The following is a 16,666-nucleotide window of genomic DNA, read 5'->3' on the forward strand; positions in this document are numbered from 1 at the left end:
CAGCCCGCGGAGGGCGGGGCCGAGCCGGCTCCCCGCCGCCGGGCCACCCGCTCGCGCCGCCGACCGGCCGAGCCGACCGAGCCGGCCGCGGACGCCACCCCGGTGACCGAACCGGCCGCCGGGAGCGCCCCCGAGCCGTCCGCCCCGGAAACACCAGCGGGCGAACCGCCCCACCTCGAAGACCCGACGCCGCCGAACGTGGCCGCCGAGGTCACCGCACCCCGCACCCGCCGGCGCAGCCGCCGCGCCGCCGCGGACGCCACCCCGGCTGAGGCCAAGGTCACCGAAGCCGCGCTCGCCGAGGCCTCGCCCGCCGACGGCGGCGCCCCAGCCGAGGGCGCGCAACCCGCCCCGGCCGAGGGCGCGCAACCCGCCCCGGCCGACCTCGTGACCGACAGCGCGTCGTTCAGCGCCACCGCCACGGAAGCCGCCGTCGCCGAAGCCGCCGCCTCCCCGGCCGCGACCGAGCCGGCCGCGACCGAGCCCGCGACCGAGGCGCCCCTCGAGGCGACGACCTCGCGTCGCCGTCGCCGCTCGTCCGCGAGCCGACCGGCCTCGGACAGCGCCCCGGCCGCGTCCCCCGACGAGCAGCCCACCGAGCCCTCTGCGCCCGCCGACTCCGAGACCAGCGGCGCCCGGTCCGCGTCGCCGTTCGGGGTCGCGCCCGAGCCCGAGGCGGCCGAAGAGCCGCCCACGCACCGCACCCGGGCGCGCCGCGCGCCGGCCCCGATGATCACGTTCATGGCGCCGGAGCCCGTCGTCACGCCGGTTCGCCCGGTCGAGCCCGTCGTCGACACGTCCGCCGACGAGGACGAGGACGAGGAGACCGCCGAGACCGAGGAGCTCAGCGCCGAGCGCGAGTCCGACGACGACGAGAGCAGCGACGAGAGCCGCAGGCGCCGTCGCCGCGGACGCCGTGGCCGTGGCCGCGGACGCGGCGAGAACGGCGGCGAGGCCGGAGACGCCGCCGACGGCGACGAGCAGGCCGAGGACGACGACACCCCCGCCCCGACCGAGGGCGAGACCACCGCCGAGGACGAGGACACCGACGACGAGGCCGCGGCTTCGGCCGACGCCGAGGGCGACGACGAGGAGGGTGGCTCCGGTAGCCGTCGTCGCCGTCGCCGCCGCCGCCGGGGAGCCGGCGAGCCCGAGGTCAGCAGCGACGACCCGCCGAACACCGTGGTCAAGGTGCGGCAGCCGGTCGTCGCGTCGGCCAAGTCGTTCGAGGACGAGGTCCAGGGCGTCAAGGGCTCGACCCGCCTGGAGGCGAAGCGCCAGCGCCGCCGCGAGGGCCGGGAGAGCAACCGGCGGCGCCCGCCGGTGCTCACCGAGGCCGAGTTCCTGGCTCGCCGCGAGGCCGTCGAGCGGGTGATGGTCGTCCGCCAGATCGGCGACCGCACCCAGATCGCCGTGCTCGAGGACGACGTCCTGGTGGAGCACTACGTCACGAAGGCGTCCTCGACCGCCTACGCGGGCAACGTCTACCTCGGCCGCGTGCAGAACGTGCTGCCGAGCATGGAGGCCGCGTTCGTCGACATCGGCAAGGGCCGCAACGCGGTGCTCTACGCCGGCGAGGTCAACTGGGACGCCGCCGGGATGGAGGGCCGCCCGCGCAAGATCGAGGTCGCGCTGAAGAGCGGCGACTCGGTCCTGGTGCAGGTCACCAAGGACCCGATCGGGCACAAGGGCGCCCGCCTGACCAGCCAGGTCAGCCTGCCGGGCCGGTTCCTGGTCTACGTCCCCGAGGGGCAGATGACCGGCATCAGCCGGAAGCTGCCCGACACCGAGCGCAAGCGTCTGAAGGACATCCTCAAGAAGATCGTCCCGGAGAACGCCGGCGTCATCATCCGCACCGCGGCCGAGGGCGCCAGCGAGGCCGAGCTCACCCACGACGTGGAGCGGCTCGAGGCGCAGTGGCAGGCGATCAAGGAGAAGGCCACCCGCGGTGGCGCTCCCGCCCTGCTCAACGCCGAGCCCGACCTGGTGATCCGGGTGATCCGGGACGTCTTCAACGAGGACTTCTCCAAGCTCGTGGTCTCCGGCACCGAGGCCTGGCCCGAGGTCGAGGAGTACATCCGGGACGTCTCGCCCGACCTCGCCGAGCGGCTGGTGCACCACACCGCCGAGACCGACGTGTTCGCCGCGTACCGCATCGACGACCAGCTCATGAAGGCGCTCGACCGCAAGGTCTGGCTGCCCAGCGGTGGTTCGCTGGTGATCGACCGCACCGAGGCGATGACCGTCGTCGACGTCAACACCGGGAAGTTCACCGGGCAGGGCGGGAACCTCGAGGAGACCGTCACCCGCAACAACCTGGAGGCGGCCGAGGAGATCGTCCGGCAGCTCCGGCTGCGGGACATCGGCGGCATCATCGTCATCGACTTCATCGACATGGTGCTCGAGGCCAACCGCGACCTCGTGCTCCGGCGGCTGACCGAGTGCCTGGGCCGGGACCGGACCAAGCACCAGGTCGCCGAGGTCACCTCGCTCGGCCTGGTGCAGATGACCCGCAAGCGGGTCGGCCAGGGCCTGCTGGAGGCGTTCAGCGAGACCTGCGAGGTCTGCCGCGGTCGCGGGGTGATCATCCACAACGAGCCGCTGATCGGCCGGAACTCCGGCGGCAACGGCGGGAACGGCGGCCACCAGCACGCGGCCGAGCCGGCCGTCGCCGAGGTCAAGGAAGGCCGTCGGAGCCGTCGCAAGCGCGGTGGCGGAGGTGGCGGCAACGGTGACTCCGCCGTCGTGGCCGCGCCCGCGGTCGCCGCGGTCGCGGCGATCCACGCGGCCAGCTCCCGGGTCTCCTCGGCCGCTCCCGACGAGGTCGACGCGGCCGACGAGACGGCTGAGGCCCTCATCGTCGACGACGTCGCCCGCGACGACGCCGGGCTCGCCTACGACGTCGAGGACACCGACACCGATTCCGACGACGACCTCGAGCTCGTCGAAGCGGAGCCGGTCGCGCCGGTCACCAGCGGAATCGGCACCGCGCACGCGGCGGCGGCCGAAGCGGTGGACAAGCCGGCCGACGAGATGATCGTCAACGGCGCGGCCCCGGCCGGGACGGAACCGGTGGCGGTGCCCACCACGGCGACCACGGCGACCACAGCGACCACAGCGAGCCGGCCTCGGCGGGCTCGGCGAGCGGCTTCCCGGCCGGCCGGTCCTCCGGAGGGTGGCGAGTGACCACCCCCACGACCAGGGCGGCGACCCTCAGTTCGTCGTTAGGGTGCCCGGTACGGTAGTCTTTCCGTTGGCGCGCTCGTCGTGCCCCCGCTGCCTGTGTCTGAGGCCAGGCGCGTATGCAAGTCAGATCATTGTCTTCCAGAGCAGTCAGGAGACCCGCGTCTCATGTACGCCATCGTCAAGACCGGCGGCAAGCAGTACAAGGTGGCGGTCGGCGACGTCGTCGAGGTCGAGAAGATCACGGGCGCGCCCGGTGACGCGATCACCCTGCCGGCTCTGCTGGTCGTCGACGGTGAGGGTGACGACGTCAACGTCACCCACGAGGCGGCCAAGCTGGCGTCCTTCACCATCTCCGGTGAGGTCGTGGCCCACACCAAGGGCCCGAAGATCAAGATTCACAAGTACAAGAACAAGACCGGCTACCACAAGCGTCAGGGTCACCGTCAGCCGTTGACCCAGATCAAGGTCACCGGTATCGAGAGCGGGAAGTAGGGCTTAGCGACATGGCACACAAGAAGGGCGCATCGTCCTCCCGCAACGGGCGCGACTCCGCCGCCCAGCGGCTGGGCGTGAAGCGCTTCGGCGGTCAGGTCGTGAAGGCCGGCGAGATCATCGTCCGGCAGCGCGGCACCCACTTCCACCCGGGTGACCTGGTCGGCCGTGGTGGCGACGACACGCTGTTCGCGTTGGCTCCGGGCGCGGTGACGTTCGGCACCCGGCGTGGACGCAAGACGATCAGCATCACCCCGGTGGAGGCCTGAGCCCGCCGGTTAGCGCGTACGTCGAAGGCGGGTCGGGCATACCGACCCGCCTTCGTCGTGTTCTCCGAGCAGTATTCGATCGATTGAGGAGTCATCGTGGCGACATTCGTCGACCGGGTGGTGCTGCATGTCACCGCCGGTGATGGCGGCCACGGATGTGCCTCCGTGCACCGCGAGAAGTTCAAGCCGCTGGGCGGCCCCGACGGCGGTAACGGCGGCAAGGGCGGTGACGTCGTCCTGGTCGTGGACCCGGGCGTCCACACGCTGCTCGACTTCCACTACCGCCCGCACGCCAAGGCGACCAACGGCCGGCCGGGCATGGGCAGCAACCGCTACGGGGCCAACGGGGACGACCTCGAGCTCCGCGTACCCGACGGCACGGTCGTGCACGGTGAGGACGGCGAGGTGCTGGCCGACCTGACCGGCATCGGCACCCGCTACGTGGTGGCCCAGGGCGGGCACGGCGGCCTCGGCAACGCGGCGCTGGCCACGGCCAAGCGCAAGGCCCCCGGCTTCGCGCTGCTCGGTGAGCCGGGCGAGGCTCAGGACGTCGTGCTCGAGCTGAAGAGTGTCGCCGACGTCGGGCTGGTCGGGTTCCCCAGCGCGGGCAAGTCGTCGCTGATCGCGGTCGTGTCCGCGGCCCGGCCGAAGATCGCCGACTACCCGTTCACGACGCTGGTCCCGAACCTCGGTGTGGTGACCGCGGGAGAGACCGTGTTCACGATCGCCGACGTGCCCGGACTGATCCCCGGCGCGGCGACCGGGCGCGGGCTCGGCCTGGACTTCCTCCGGCACATCGAGCGGACGGCCGTGCTGGTGCACGTCGTCGACACCGCGACCGAGGAGCCGGGGCGCGACCCGGTGGCCGACATCGACGCGCTCGAGGCCGAACTGTCGGCCTACGGCGGGCTGGAGGACCGGCCCCGGCTGGTCGTGCTGAACAAGGTCGACCTGCCCAACGGGCGGGAGATGGCCGAGATCATCCGGCCCGACCTGGAGGCCCGCGGGTACCAGGTGTTCGAGGTCTCGACCGTGACCCGCGAGGGGCTCAAGCCGCTGCTGTTCTCGCTGGCGTCGATCGTCGAAGAAGAACGCGAACGGCGCGGCGCGCCGGACCCGACCCGGATCGTGCTGCGGCCGGTGGCCGTGGACGAGAACCCGTTCGAGGTGTCGTCGTTCGACGACGGCTGGCTGGTGCGCGGGACGAAGCCCGAGCGCTGGGTGCGTCAGACCGACTTCCAGAACGACGAGGCCGTGGGCTACCTGGCCGACCGGCTGGCCAAGCTCGGCGTGGAGGAGGCGCTCGCGAAGGCGGGTGCCAACGCCGGCGACGCGGTCACGATCGGCGGCGTCACGTTCGACTGGGAGCCGACGCTCGGTGGGGCGGCCGAGGTGCTGCTCACCCGCCGGGGCGAAGACCCGCGGCTCGCGCTCACGGATCGGGCCGGCGCGTCCGACCGCCTGCAGGCCCGTCGTCGCCGGCGTGGCCAGGACCCCGAGAAGGGTGGCGAGCGCGGGGTCTACGACTACGGCGACTCCTGGTGAGGTCGGCCGTCGCCGGCGCCGCGCGGATCGTCGTCAAGATCGGCTCGTCGTCGCTGACCGACCGGGGCAGCGGGCTGCTCTCGGAGCGGATCGACGCGCTGGTGGACGTGCTGGCCGAGCGCCGCAAGGCGGGCGTGCAGGTCGTGCTGGTGTCGTCCGGGGCGATCGCCGCCGGGATGGCGCCGCTGGGGCTGGTACGCCGGCCCCGCGACCTGGCGACCCAGCAGGCGAGCGCCTCGGTCGGGCAGATGCTGCTGGTGTCCCGGTACGCGACGTCGTTCGAGCGGTACGGGCTGACCGTCGGCCAGGTGCTGCTGACCGCCGACGACCTGATCCGGCGGGCCCACTACCGCAACGCGAACCGGAACTTCGAGCGCCTGCTCGACCTCGGCGTCGTCCCGATCGTGAACGAGAACGACGCGGTGGCGACCGACGAGATCCGCTTCGGTGACAACGACCGGCTGGCCGCGCTGGTCGCGCACCTGCTGCGGGCGGACGCGCTGGTGCTGCTGTCGGACGTCGACGCGCTGTACTCCGGTGATCCGCGGAAGCCGGGCGCGCGGTTGATCTCGACGGTGCTGTCTTCGGCCGACCTCGACGACGTGGTGGCGGGAGCGGTCGGCGCCTCCGGGGTCGGCACCGGGGGGATGGCGAGCAAGGTCGCGGCGGCCCAGGTCGCCACGTCGGCCGGGGTGCACGTGGTACTGACGTCGGCCGGGCAGGCCGGCCGGGCGCTGGCCGGCGAGGACGTCGGGACGTACTTCGCCCCGACCGGTCGGCGGCTGCCGACGCGCATCCTCTGGCTGCGCCACGCGACGACCCCGCGGGGCCGCTTGATGCTGGACGCGGGCGCGGTGTCGGCCGTGGTGTCCCGGCGGGCCTCGCTGCTGTCGGTCGGCATCACCGGGGTGTCCGGGGACTTCGTGGCCGGTGACCCGGTCGACCTGGTGGCGCCCACCGGCGAGTCGGTGGCGCGGGGGCTGGTCGCCTACGACGCGGCCGAGCTGCCGCCGCTGCTGGGCAAGTCGACGGACGCGGTGCTCCCGAAGTACCGGCGGGAGGTCGTGCACCGGGACGATCTCGCGCTCCTCTGAAATTGTTGAACAATTCTGGGGTCGGGGATAGGTTGGCGGCATGACTACCGAGCAGGAGGTCCGCGAGGTCGCGGGCCGTTCGCGGGCGGCGGCGGCCGAGCTGGCCCCGCTGTCCAGGGCCGAGAAGGACGCGGCGCTGCACGAGATGGCGGACGCGCTGGTGGCGGCGTCGTCCGACGTTCTTTCGGCGAATTCGCTGGATTTGGCGGCCGGACGTGCCGCGGGGCTCGCCGACGGGATGCTCGACCGGCTGGCGCTGTCGCCCGAGCGGATCGAGGGCATGGCCCAGGGGCTGCGTGACGTGGCCGGGCTGCCCGATCCGATCGGTGCGGTCGTGCGCGGGTACACGCTGCCCAACGGGCTCGAGGTACGGCAGATCCGCGTGCCGCTGGGCGTCGTCGGGATCATCTACGAGGCGCGGCCGAACGTGACCGTCGACGCCGCGGGGTTGTGTCTGAAGAGCGGCAACACCGCGCTGCTGCGCGGGTCGGCCTCGGCCTACCACTCGAACACGGCGCTGGTCGGCGTGCTGTCGGAGGCGGCGGCGAAGGCCGGCCTCCCGGCCGATGCGGTGCAGCTGGTGCCGGGCACCGACCGCGAGTCGGTCACCCACCTGATGCGGGCGCGCGGCCTGGTCGACGTGATCATTCCGCGCGGAGGCGCGGGGCTGATCAAGAACGTCGTGGAGAATTCGATCGTGCCGGTGATCGAGACCGGGGTCGGAAATTGCCACGTGTACGTGGACGCGGCCGCCGATCTGGAGATGGCGGCGGCGATCGTCATGAATTCGAAGGTGCAGCGGCCGAGCGTGTGCAATTCGGCCGAGACGCTGCTGGTGCATTCGGCGGTGGCGGCCTCGTTCCTGCCTACGGTTTCTTCTCTTCTCCACGAGGCCGGGGTGACGCTGCACGTGGACTCCTTCGACCTGGTGCCGGAGGGGCCGCTGACCGTGGCGGCCGCCGACGTCGACTGGGAGACCGAGTACAACTCGCTCGACCTCGCGGTGAAGGTCGTCGACTCGGTCGACGAGGCGGTGGCGCACATCCGCCGGTGGGGGAGCGGGCACACCGAGGCGATCGTCTCGTCCGACGTGCGGGCGATCCGGCGGTTCAGCTCACGGCTGGACTCGGCCGCGGTGATGGTCAACGCGTCGACCCGGTTCACCGACGGCGGCGAGTTCGGCTTCGGGGCCGAGATCGGCATCTCGACGCAGAAGCTGCACGCCCGCGGGCCGATGGGGCTGCCCGAGATGACGAGCACGACGTACCTGGTCACCGGGGACGGGCACGTGCGCTGACGTGACGCGCCTCCCATTGACCGGCGATGCGGGGGGCGATCACGGCCGAGATGCGAAGATTTCCGGATGAGTTCCACTTCCCGCCGTATCGGGATCATGGGTGGCACGTTCGACCCGGTGCACCACGGTCACCTGGTCGCGGCGAGCGAGGTCGGCAGCCAGTTCGGGCTGGACGAGGTCGTGTTCGTCCCGACCGGGAACCCGTGGCAGAAGGACGACAAGACGGTCAGCCCGGCCGAGGACCGCTACCTGATGACCGTGATCGCGACCGCGTCCAACCCGCGGTTCTCGGTCAGCCGGGTCGACATCGACCGGCCGGGGCCGACGTACACGATCGATACGCTGCGGGACCTGGTCGCCGCCTGGGGCACCGACGTCGAGCTGTTCTTCATCACCGGGGCGGACGCGCTGTCGGCGATTCTCTCCTGGAAGGACGTCGACGAGCTGTTCGAGCTGGCGCACTTCATCGGCGTGACCCGCCCGGGGTACACGCTCTCCGACGAGCACCTGCCCCGGGACACGGTGACGCTCGTCGACGTGCCGGCGATGGCGATCTCGTCGAGTGGCTGCCGGGACCGCGTGCGAGCCGGGCTGCCGGTCTGGTACCTGGTGCCGGACGGAGTGGTTCAGTACATCGAGAAACGGCGGCTGTACCGACCGTGAAATCTCTTGTGGATGTTTCGGTATCCGTTATCCGCGGGCACTGATCTCTCGAGCGAGACATCGAGCGTCTTCAGAGAGAAGGGCGTGTCGGAAATGCGGAGTGCTAGTCGTGCGGTGATGGCTATCACGGTCACCTTAGTGCTGGTCATCTGCCTCGGAATCCTATTCGTGCTGGCCAACGCGAATCAGACGAACATGATCGTCGACTTCGTGATGGACATCGGCCGGTGGCTGACCACGCCGTTCCAGAATCTGTTCTGGATGCAGAACCGGGATCAGGCGGTCCTGGTCAACTGGGGCATTGCGGCGGTCGTGTACCTGTTTGTCGGGTCGGCTCTGGCCCGGTTGGCTCGTCGCTGAATTCCTCTCGAAGGGCGCCCGGTGAATTCCGGGCGCCCTTTTCGTGTGTATCGGCTCTCGTGAGCGGGCTCGCGCCGACGATCGCGGCCGGGACGTGAGAGGCTGGTACTGGGAATTGCCAGTGACAGAAAGGGGCCGCCGTGGCCGTCTCCGACCGCGCGAACGAGTTGGCGCTCGCCGCTGCCCAAGCCGCTTCCGACAAGCTCGCCACCGACATCGTCGTCCTCGACGTCAGCGAGCAGCTCGTGATCACCGACGCGTTCGTGATCGCGTCGGCGCCGAACGAGCGCCAGGTGTCGGCCATCGTCGACTCGGTGGAAGAGAAGCTGCTGAGCATGGGGGCCAAGCCGGTACGTCGCGAGGGGGAGCGCGAAGGGCGCTGGGTGCTGCTCGACTACGTCGACATCGTCGTGCACGTGCAGCACGCCGAGGAGCGCTCGTTCTACTCGCTGGAGCGGCTCTGGAAGGACTGCCCGCCGATCCCGTTCGTGGACGCGGCGCTGGCGTCGCGGGGCGACGAGTGACCGCTGGACGGGTACTGATCTGGCGGCACGGGCGTACCGAGTGGAACGCCACCGGCCGGATCCAGGGCCAGACCGACGTCCCGCTCGACGCGACCGGCGTGCAGCAGGCGCTGCAGGCCGCGCCGCTGCTCGCGGCCGAGGAACCGGATGCGATCGTCTCCAGCGACCTGCAGCGGGCCAAGCGCACCGCCGACGCGCTCGGTGAGCTGACCGGGCTTCCGGTGGCGGTCGACGTCCGGCTGCGGGAGACCGGGTTCGGCCCCTGGGAGGGGCTGTCGCACACCGAGCTCGAGGAGCGCTGGCCGGCCGAGTACGCGGTCTGGAAGCGCGGTGAGACGCCGGAGGTGCCGGGCATCGAGCGGCCGGCCGACGTCGTCGCCCGGATGGGTGCGGCCGTGTCGGACGCGCTGGCCGCGGTGGACGGGACGCTGGTCGTCGTGTGCCACGGCGGTGCGGCCCGGCGGGCCGTGCAGGCGCTGACCGGGTGGCCGGACGAGGTGGCGGCCCAGGTCTCGGCGCTGGGCAACTGCCGGTGGACGGAGCTGCGGCTCTCGTCGACGCGGGGCTGGCGGCTGCACGCGCACAACGTGGGGCCGATGACCGGGGTGGCGGCGAACGACGAGCCGTCGACGGCCGCGGACGCGGAACCGGCGACGGACGAGGAGCTGACGTCGTCTCCGACGAGTCGCTGAGGCGGGTGGGCGCGGCGCGGGTGGCCGTGGCCGTGGTGGTTGCGGCGCTGAGCGCCGGGTGTGGCTCGTCGGATCGGTCGCCGTCCGTCTCCAGCGTGGCGCCGTCGGCGTCGCCTTCCGTGGCGCCTTCGGCGTCGCCGGAGGCGACGGCTGGGGTGGTGACCGTGCGTGGGCGGTTGAGCAATGGGGTGGAGGCCGGGTGCATCCTGCTGACCGCGGATTCCGGGGGGACGTGGCTGTTGCTCGGCGGCGACCGGAGCGCGCTGGTGCCCGGACGCCGGGTCCAGGTCACCGGCGAGGTGCGGCGCGGGATGCTCACCACGTGTCAGCAAGGAACTCCGCTCTCCGTGCGGGCCGTGACGACTGCCTGAGCGATCGCGCGAGAGGGAGGTTAGGGTTCGCCCATGGTCGCCCGCGTCGCCGTCGTCACGGACTCCACATCAGACATACCGCACGCACTGGTCACCCGGTACGGCCTCACCGTTGTGCCGACTTTCGTCACGATCGGTGACCGGACCGGCCGGGAGGGTGTGGACATCAGCTCGGACGACGTCGCGGTGGCCCTGAAGCAGGGCCGCGGCCCGGTGACGACGTCCAGGGCCACGCCCCACTCGCTCGGTGAGGCCTACCAGGCGGCGTTCGCCCGGGGTTACGACGCGGTCGTGTCGATCCACCTCTCGGCCGCGCTGTCGGGCACCTACGAGGCCGCGCTGCTCGCGTCGGCGTCGGCGCCCGGGCCGGTGATGGTGGTGGACTCGCGCTCGATCGCGATGGGGCTCGGCGCGGCGGTGCTGGAGGCGGCCGGCGTCGCCCAGACCGGAGGCTCACCGGAGCAGATCCGCGACGCGGCCCTCGACGCCGTGCACCGCACGTCGCTGCTGTTCTACGTGGACACGCTGGAGCACCTGCGACGAGGCGGCCGAATCAGCGCGGCGGCCGCGCTGATCGGGACGACGCTCTCGGTGAAGCCGATCCTGCGGCTGCACGAGGGCCAGATCGTGATCGCCGAGCGGGTGCGGACGTCCCAGCGGGCGCTGGCCAAGCTGCAGGAGCTGGCGGTTGAGGCCGCGGGCACCGGCGGGGCCGACCTGATCGTCCAGCACCTGGCCGCCCCGGAGCGGGCCGAGACCCTCCGTGAGCAGCTGTTCGTCCGGATCCCGCGGATCGGGCGGGTGCTGACCGGGGAGGTCGGCGCGACGGTGGGGGCGCACGTGGGGCCGGGGCTGGTCGGCGTAGCAGTGACGCGGCACCCGTAGCGGTTTTCCACCGGTGGGGAGGTTGTCCACAGTGGGTCGTTCTGGGGCCGTGCTGGTGTCTCGGGGGCGCCTAGGTTCGCGGGCATGGGACGCCGAGAGGTTGCCGATACCGAGTCGATAGCTCGGTCGAGGGTGTTGGCGCTCGCTGATGCTCCGCCGCCTCCTCCTCCGGAGCTGGACGGGGAGGCGGGCTGGCGGCGGTGGGTGCCGGGGGCGGTCCGGGGTGCTCTGGTGGGGCCCGGGCGGCGGGGGTTGGCGGTGCTCGCGGCGGTGGGGGTCGTGGTCGCGGTGCTGGCCGGGGTGGCGGTGTGGCGGGATCGGCCGGCGTCGTCGCCGGTGGTTTCCGCTTCGGTCGTTGCTGAGCCGGTGGCTTCGGCTTCCGCGTCGGCTGTGCAGGCGGTGGTTGCCGTCTCCGGGAAGGTGCGGCGGCCGGGGTTGGTCCGGTTGCCGGCCGGTTCGCGGGTCGCGGACGCGGTGGACGCGGCCGGAGGAGCGTTGCCCGGGGCTGACCTGAGCCAGTTGAACCTGGCTCGGAAGGTCGTGGACGGGGAGCTGATCGCGGTCGGGGTGGGTGCGCCGGCCGGCGCCGGGGCGCCGGCCGGGTCGACCAGCGGGGACGGCCCGCTCGACCTGAACGCGGCGACGGTGGATCAGTTCGACTCGCTGCCCGGGGTCGGGCCGGTGCTGGCCGAGCGGATCGTCGCGTACCGCACCGAGCACGGTGGGTTCCGGTCGGTGGATCAGCTCCGTGAGGTGGACGGGATCGGCGACAGCCGGTTCGAGAAGTTGCGCGAGTTGGTGCGGGTGTGAGCGGCGCGGAGGAGCCGGCGGGGGGTCGGGGGCCCGATCTTCGGCTGGTGGGGCCGGCGTTGGGGGCTTGGCTCACGGCCTGGTGGTGTCTGGGGCACGGGCCGCGGGCGGCGGTCGTGGCGTGCGTTGTGGCGGCTGTCGTTGGTGCGGCAGCGGCTTGGTGCGGCTTCCGAGCCGCGGCGGGCGGCCTGCGGGCCACGGCGGGCGGCCTGCGGGCCGCAGGTGGACTCCGGGGTTCGCGGTGGGCGGGGGTTTGGGTCGGGGTGGCTGGGGTGGCGGTGGGGGCGGCCATGGCGGGGGCCGGGGTGGTGCCCCGGCTCGTCGAGCGGGACTCCGGAGCGGTCGCCCGGGCCACTGAGGACGGCGGGTCGGTCACGGTCCGGTTGGTCGTGCGCGACGACCCGCGGGCGGCCGACGCCCGGGTCGGCGGGCTCCCGCTGTGGATCGTGCCCGCCTCGGTCGAAGAGATCACGACGAGCGGTACCCGGCACCCGACCGGCGGTCGCCTCCTCGTCCTCGGCCAGCACCAGGGCTGGAAGGGCCTCCTCCCGGGCCAGACCGTGATCGCCGACGGACGTCTGGTCCCGCCCCAGCGGCGCGACCTCACCGCCGCCGTCCTCCGCACGACCGGGCCACCGCACCTCGTCGGCGACCCGCCCTGGATCCAGCGGGCGGCGGGCGGTCTGCGCGCGGGCCTCCGCGACGCCTGCGCCCACCTCCCGAGCAAACCCGGCGGCCTGCTCCCGGGCCTCGTCGTCGGCGACACGTCCGGACTCGACCCGGGCGTCGAGGACGCGTTCCGTCAGACCGGCATGACCCACCTCACCGCGGTCAGCGGCGCCAACCTGGCGATCCTGGCCGGGCTGGTGCTGGCCGCGCTCCGCCGGTTCCCGATCGGGCCGGGCTGGTCGGCGGCGCTGGCCGCGGTGGCGATCGCCGGGTTCGTCGTGCTGGCCCGGCCGTCGCCGAGCGTCGTCCGGGCGGCGGCGATGTGCGGGCTCGGGCTGCTCGCGCTCGCGCTGGGACGGCCCCGGGCCGCGGTCCCGGCGCTGTGCGTCTCGATCCTCGTGCTCGTCCTCGTCGATCCGTCGCTCGCGGCCGCGCCCGGGTTCGCGCTCTCGGTCGCGGCGACGGCCGGGCTGCTGCTGATCGCGCCCTCGTGGTCGGCCGCACTGGCCCGCCGGGGCGTCCCCGGCGTCGCCGCGGACGCGCTGGCGGTGCCGGCCGCCGCCCAGGCCGCCTGCGCGCCGCTGCTGGCCGCGCTCACCGGCACCGTGAGCCTGACCGCGATCCCGGCGAACCTGATCGCGGCGCCTGCGGTCGGACCGGCCACCGTGCTCGGTCTGCTCGCGGCGGTGACCGCCCCGGTCGTGCCCCCGCTCGCCACCGCGCTGACCTGGCTGGGCCAGTGGCCGGCCTGGTGGCTCGTCCAGGTCGCCGAGCGCGGTGCGGCGGTTCCTGACGGTCTGGTCCCGTGGCCCGACGGCGCGGTGGGCGGCTGGACGCTCGCGGTGGTGATCGCGGCCGGCGCGTTCGTCGCCCGGTGGCAGCTTCCGCGTCGGCTGATCGCGGTCGTGTGCTCGGCCGTGGTCGTCGCGGTGCTGCCGCTGCGGGTGGTGGCGTCCGGGTGGCCGCCGGCGGGCTGGGTCGTCGTCGGCTGCGACGTCGGCCAGGGCGATGCGCTGGTGCTCCGGGCCGGGCCGCGGTCCGCCGTGGTGGTGGACGTCGGGCCGGAGCCGTCGGCGGTCGACGGGTGTCTGCGCCGGCTCGGGGTCGACTCCGTGCCACTCCTGCTCCTGAGCCACCTGCATCTGGACCACATCGGGGGGCTCGACGGGGCCCTGGCGGGCCGGGCGGTCGGGGCGATCGGGCTCGGCCCGTACCGGGAACCGGCCGAAGGGGCGTCGGCCGTTGCTCGCTCGGCTCGCCGGTACGGCGTCCGCCTGATGTCGGTGACGGCCGGGGAGCGGTTGACCGCGGGGGCGGTCGCGCTGCGGGTGCTGGGGCCGGTCACCGTGCTGCACGGGACGCGGTCGGATCCGAACAACAACTCGCTGATCGTGCGGGCGACGGTCGGGCGGGTCTCGGTGCTCCTCCCGGGCGACGCCGAGCACGATGCCGAGCGGGCCGTGATGGCGACCGGCGAACCGCTCGCGGCCGACGTGCTGAAGGTGCCTCATCACGGGTCGGCGTGGTCGGAGCCGGCGTTCCTGGACGCGGCGCGGCCGCGGGTCGCGCTGATCGAGGTGGGGGTGGACAACGACTACGGGCACCCCGATCGGGCGGTGGTGGCGCACCTGGTGCGGCGAGGTGCCCGGGTGCTGCGGACGGACCGGAATGGGGATCTGGCGGTGGTCGCCGAGCCGAACGGAGGGATAGCGACGGTAGTGCGAGGCCATCGCTGACCGCCCCGGGGGCGCTCGGCGTGGCCGGGCCGCCCGAGGTGGCCGGGGTGGTCGGGCCGCCCGGGGTGGCCGGGGCGGTGCGGCCGGGACGGTGGGGCGGCCGGGACGGTGGGGTGGCCGGGGTGGCCGGGGGCGCGGGTCGGGGGCTAGGGCAGCGGGGGGCCGCGGGCGCGTCGGGGGCCGGAGCCTGCCGGGGTCGGGAGTCGGGGAGGTTGAGGGCGGCCGGGGTGGCGGAGGAGTCCGGCCGCCCTCGGTGGCGGGGGTGGTCGGGGCCGGCCGGGGCCGGCCGGGGCCGGCCGGGTCTGGGCCAGGGGTAGCCAGAACCGGGGTGCGCCGGGGGCCAGAGTTACTGGGGGCAGGGAGCCGGGGAGATCGGGAAGGCCGGGTCGGCCGGAGGCCGGGGCGGCCGGAGGCCGGTGCAGGACGGGCCGGGGCCGGGGCCTCGGTTGGGCAGCCGGTTGGGCGGCTCGGTTGGGCGGCCGGGTTGGGCGGTGTTTCCAGCTGGCCTCGGAAGTTGTGGAAACCACACGGCGACCTGCACGAATGGGGCGATAGACCTGTAAAGCGCAGGCGCGGGACCGCAACTGTCGGCGCACCGTGCAACGATGTGCGGCATGCCTGGCTCGGCTGACTCCTCGCCCCCGGCCACCCTCGCGCCGCTCCACCTCGTCCTCGGGGACGAGAGCTTCCTCGCGGGTCGCGTGGTGTCCGACGTCGTCGCGGCCGCGCGCGCGACCGACCCGGAATGTGACGTCCGTGAGCTCGACCTCTCGAGCGTGACCCCGGGGGCGCTGTTCGAGCTGTTCAGCCCGTCGCTGTTCGCCGAGGCGCGGGTGCTCATCGCCCGCGATGCGCACACCGCGGGCAAAGACCTCGCCGCGGCGCTGTTGCAGCACGCGACGGCGCTGGCCAAGGATCCGAGCAGCGGCATCATCCTGGTCGTCACCCACCTCGGGCAGGCTCGCGGCAAGGCGCTCAGCGACGGGCTGAAGAAGGCCGGCGCGGTGACGACGACCGTCGCCAAGCTCACCAAGCAGCGCGACAAGCTGAACTTCGTCCGGGACGAGATCCGGCGGGCCGGCGGCAAGGCGAGCGAGGACGTCGCCGCGCTGATCCTCGACTCGGTCGGCTCCGACCTGCGCGAGCTGGCCTCGGTGTGCAGCCAGCTGGTGGCCGACACCGGCGGCCGGGTCGACCTCGACGCGGTCCGCCGGTACCACCGCGGCCGAGCCGACGTGAGCGGGTTCAACGTCGCCGACGCGGCGATGGTCGGCGACACCGCCGGGGCGCTGGAGGCACTGCGCTGGGCGCTGCAGATCGGCGTCGACCCGGTGCCGATCGCCGACGCGCTGGCCGACGGCGTCCGCAGCGTGGCCCGGGTGGCTGGGGCCCGGGGCAGCTCGTTCCAGCTGGCCAGCACGCTGGGCATGCCGCCGTGGAAGGTCGAGCGGGCACAGCGGCAGGGCCGCGGCTGGTCACCGGCCGGCCTGGCCGACGCGGCCCGGGCCGCGGCCGTCGCGAACGCCGACGTCAAGGGCGGGGCCGACGACCGGAACTACGCGCTGGAGCGGGCGGTGCTCGCCATCGTCTCGGCCCGGGAAGTCCGGTGACGGCGCGGTTATCGTCGGAGCCGGTCATGTCCGTCCCGCTGTACGCCCGGGTGCTGCGCCTGCGTCACCTCGCGCCGGGGAAGCTGCTCTGCGCGCTGTTCTTCGAGGGCTCGATCGTCGGCTCGATGCTGCTGGCCTTCGCCGACCTGGTGAGCTGGTGGGGAGTCGTGACCGCGCCGGTGACCGTGGCGGCGATGGTCAAGCTCAACGACGTCGTCGCGGGGCGGTTGCCGGACCCGCACGCGGCCCGGCGGCCCCGGGCACGCCCGGTGCCGCCCTCGGCGAAGGAGGCTGAGCCGGACCGGTCAGCCCTGGGAGTGGTGAAGGTGGCGGCACTGGACGAGGCGACCGTGCGGCTCTACGCACCCCGAACCCCCGACAACCCCTAAGGCTCACCGGCCGCCGGCCCCAGCCCGGCCCGCCGGCCTCCGGCCCTAGCCCGGCCCGCCGGCCTCCGGCCCTA

At 73.5% G+C, this 16,666-nt stretch carries 16 protein-coding genes; all 16 read left to right on the plus strand.

The features are described from left to right. Nucleotides 1-3,186: ribonuclease E/G (locus tag FL583_RS39255; protein WP_142710006.1), on the plus strand; the 3,186-nt coding region annotated here is incomplete at its 5' end. Between the two features lie 165 nt (nucleotides 3,187-3,351). Continuing rightward, a complete protein-coding gene (gene rplU / locus FL583_RS39260; RefSeq protein ID WP_142710007.1) occupies nucleotides 3,352-3,678 on the plus strand; it encodes a 50S ribosomal protein L21 in 327 nt (108 codons plus the stop codon). An 11-nt stretch (nucleotides 3,679-3,689) separates the two neighbouring features. Next, complete coding sequence (gene rpmA, locus FL583_RS39265) at nucleotides 3,690-3,947, plus strand: 50S ribosomal protein L27 (protein ID WP_142710008.1); 258 nt, start codon at nucleotides 3,690-3,692, stop codon at nucleotides 3,945-3,947. A 96-nt stretch (nucleotides 3,948-4,043) separates the two neighbouring features. Further along, nucleotides 4,044-5,492 carry a GTPase ObgE gene (gene obgE, locus FL583_RS39270; RefSeq protein ID WP_142710009.1) on the plus strand — a complete coding sequence of 483 codons (1,449 nt, stop codon included), beginning with the start codon at nucleotides 4,044-4,046 and terminating at the stop codon, nucleotides 5,490-5,492. Next, nucleotides 5,489-6,586 (plus strand): glutamate 5-kinase, encoded by a 1,098-nt coding sequence (proB, locus tag FL583_RS39275; RefSeq protein WP_142710010.1) that lies wholly within the window; start codon nucleotides 5,489-5,491, stop codon nucleotides 6,584-6,586. Before obgE ends, proB begins: the two co-directional genes overlap by 4 nt. 40 nt (nucleotides 6,587-6,626) lie before the next feature. Further along, entirely contained in the window at nucleotides 6,627-7,883 is a 1,257-nt protein-coding gene (locus FL583_RS39280; RefSeq protein WP_142710011.1) for a glutamate-5-semialdehyde dehydrogenase, read from the plus strand. A gap of 66 nt (nucleotides 7,884-7,949) precedes the next feature. Next, nucleotides 7,950-8,546, plus strand: a complete 597-nt coding sequence (nadD, locus tag FL583_RS39285) for a nicotinate-nucleotide adenylyltransferase (RefSeq protein WP_142710012.1) — start codon at nucleotides 7,950-7,952, stop codon at nucleotides 8,544-8,546. 117 nt (nucleotides 8,547-8,663) lie between these two features. Next, nucleotides 8,664-8,906, plus strand: coding sequence for a hypothetical protein (locus FL583_RS39290; protein WP_142710013.1), 243 nt, complete (start codon nucleotides 8,664-8,666; stop codon nucleotides 8,904-8,906). Between the two features lie 140 nt (nucleotides 8,907-9,046). After that, a complete protein-coding gene (gene rsfS / locus FL583_RS39295) occupies nucleotides 9,047-9,430 on the plus strand; it encodes a ribosome silencing factor (RefSeq protein ID WP_142710014.1) in 384 nt (127 codons plus the stop codon). Beyond that, complete coding sequence (locus FL583_RS39300; protein ID WP_142710015.1) at nucleotides 9,427-10,122, plus strand: histidine phosphatase family protein; 696 nt, start codon at nucleotides 9,427-9,429, stop codon at nucleotides 10,120-10,122. The genes rsfS and FL583_RS39300 overlap by 4 nt, the downstream gene beginning before the upstream one ends. 164 nt (nucleotides 10,123-10,286) lie before the next feature. After that, nucleotides 10,287-10,493, plus strand: a complete 207-nt coding sequence (locus tag FL583_RS39305) for a DUF5818 domain-containing protein (RefSeq protein ID WP_142710016.1) — start codon at nucleotides 10,287-10,289, stop codon at nucleotides 10,491-10,493. Nucleotides 10,494-10,526: 33 nt separating this feature from the next. After that, on the plus strand, nucleotides 10,527-11,378 hold the full coding sequence (locus FL583_RS39310) for a DegV family protein (protein WP_142710017.1): 852 nt from the start codon (nucleotides 10,527-10,529) through the stop codon (nucleotides 11,376-11,378). A gap of 231 nt (nucleotides 11,379-11,609) precedes the next feature. After that, nucleotides 11,610-12,188, plus strand: a complete 579-nt coding sequence (locus FL583_RS39315; RefSeq protein ID WP_205752860.1) for a ComEA family DNA-binding protein — start codon at nucleotides 11,610-11,612, stop codon at nucleotides 12,186-12,188. A gap of 272 nt (nucleotides 12,189-12,460) precedes the next feature. After that, entirely contained in the window at nucleotides 12,461-14,593 is a 2,133-nt protein-coding gene (locus FL583_RS39320) for a ComEC/Rec2 family competence protein (RefSeq protein WP_205752861.1), read from the plus strand. 614 nt (nucleotides 14,594-15,207) lie between these two features. Continuing rightward, the gene (holA, locus tag FL583_RS39325; protein WP_142710020.1) at nucleotides 15,208-16,203 is read left to right on the plus strand and encodes a DNA polymerase III subunit delta; all 996 of its coding nucleotides are present in this window, start codon (nucleotides 15,208-15,210) and stop codon (nucleotides 16,201-16,203) included. A 26-nt stretch (nucleotides 16,204-16,229) separates the two neighbouring features. Then, nucleotides 16,230-16,592 carry a hypothetical protein gene (locus FL583_RS39330; RefSeq protein WP_142710021.1) on the plus strand — a complete coding sequence of 121 codons (363 nt, stop codon included), beginning with the start codon at nucleotides 16,230-16,232 and terminating at the stop codon, nucleotides 16,590-16,592. Nucleotides 16,593-16,666: the final 74 nt, after the last annotated feature.

Source organism: Cryptosporangium phraense, assembly GCF_006912135.1.
Classification (GTDB): domain Bacteria; phylum Actinomycetota; class Actinomycetes; order Mycobacteriales; family Cryptosporangiaceae; genus Cryptosporangium; species Cryptosporangium phraense.

Excerpts from the sequence above, each read along its gene's own strand:
- rpmA (WP_142710008.1), top strand. The coding sequence starts at position 3,690 with ATGGCACACAAGAAGGGCGCATCGTCCTCCCGCAACGGGCGCGACTCC.
- FL583_RS39330 (WP_142710021.1), top strand. The coding sequence starts at position 16,230 with ATGTCCGTCCCGCTGTACGCCCGGGTGCTGCGCCTGCGTCACCTCGCG.
- holA (WP_142710020.1), top strand. The coding sequence starts at position 15,208 with ATGCCTGGCTCGGCTGACTCCTCGCCCCCGGCCACCCTCGCGCCGCTC.
- FL583_RS39280 (WP_142710011.1), top strand. The coding sequence starts at position 6,627 with ATGACTACCGAGCAGGAGGTCCGCGAGGTCGCGGGCCGTTCGCGGGCG.
- nadD (WP_142710012.1), top strand. The coding sequence starts at position 7,950 with ATGAGTTCCACTTCCCGCCGTATCGGGATCATGGGTGGCACGTTCGAC.
- rplU (WP_142710007.1), top strand. The coding sequence starts at position 3,352 with ATGTACGCCATCGTCAAGACCGGCGGCAAGCAGTACAAGGTGGCGGTC.
- FL583_RS39310 (WP_142710017.1), top strand. The coding sequence starts at position 10,527 with ATGGTCGCCCGCGTCGCCGTCGTCACGGACTCCACATCAGACATACCG.
- FL583_RS39290 (WP_142710013.1), top strand. The coding sequence starts at position 8,664 with ATGGCTATCACGGTCACCTTAGTGCTGGTCATCTGCCTCGGAATCCTA.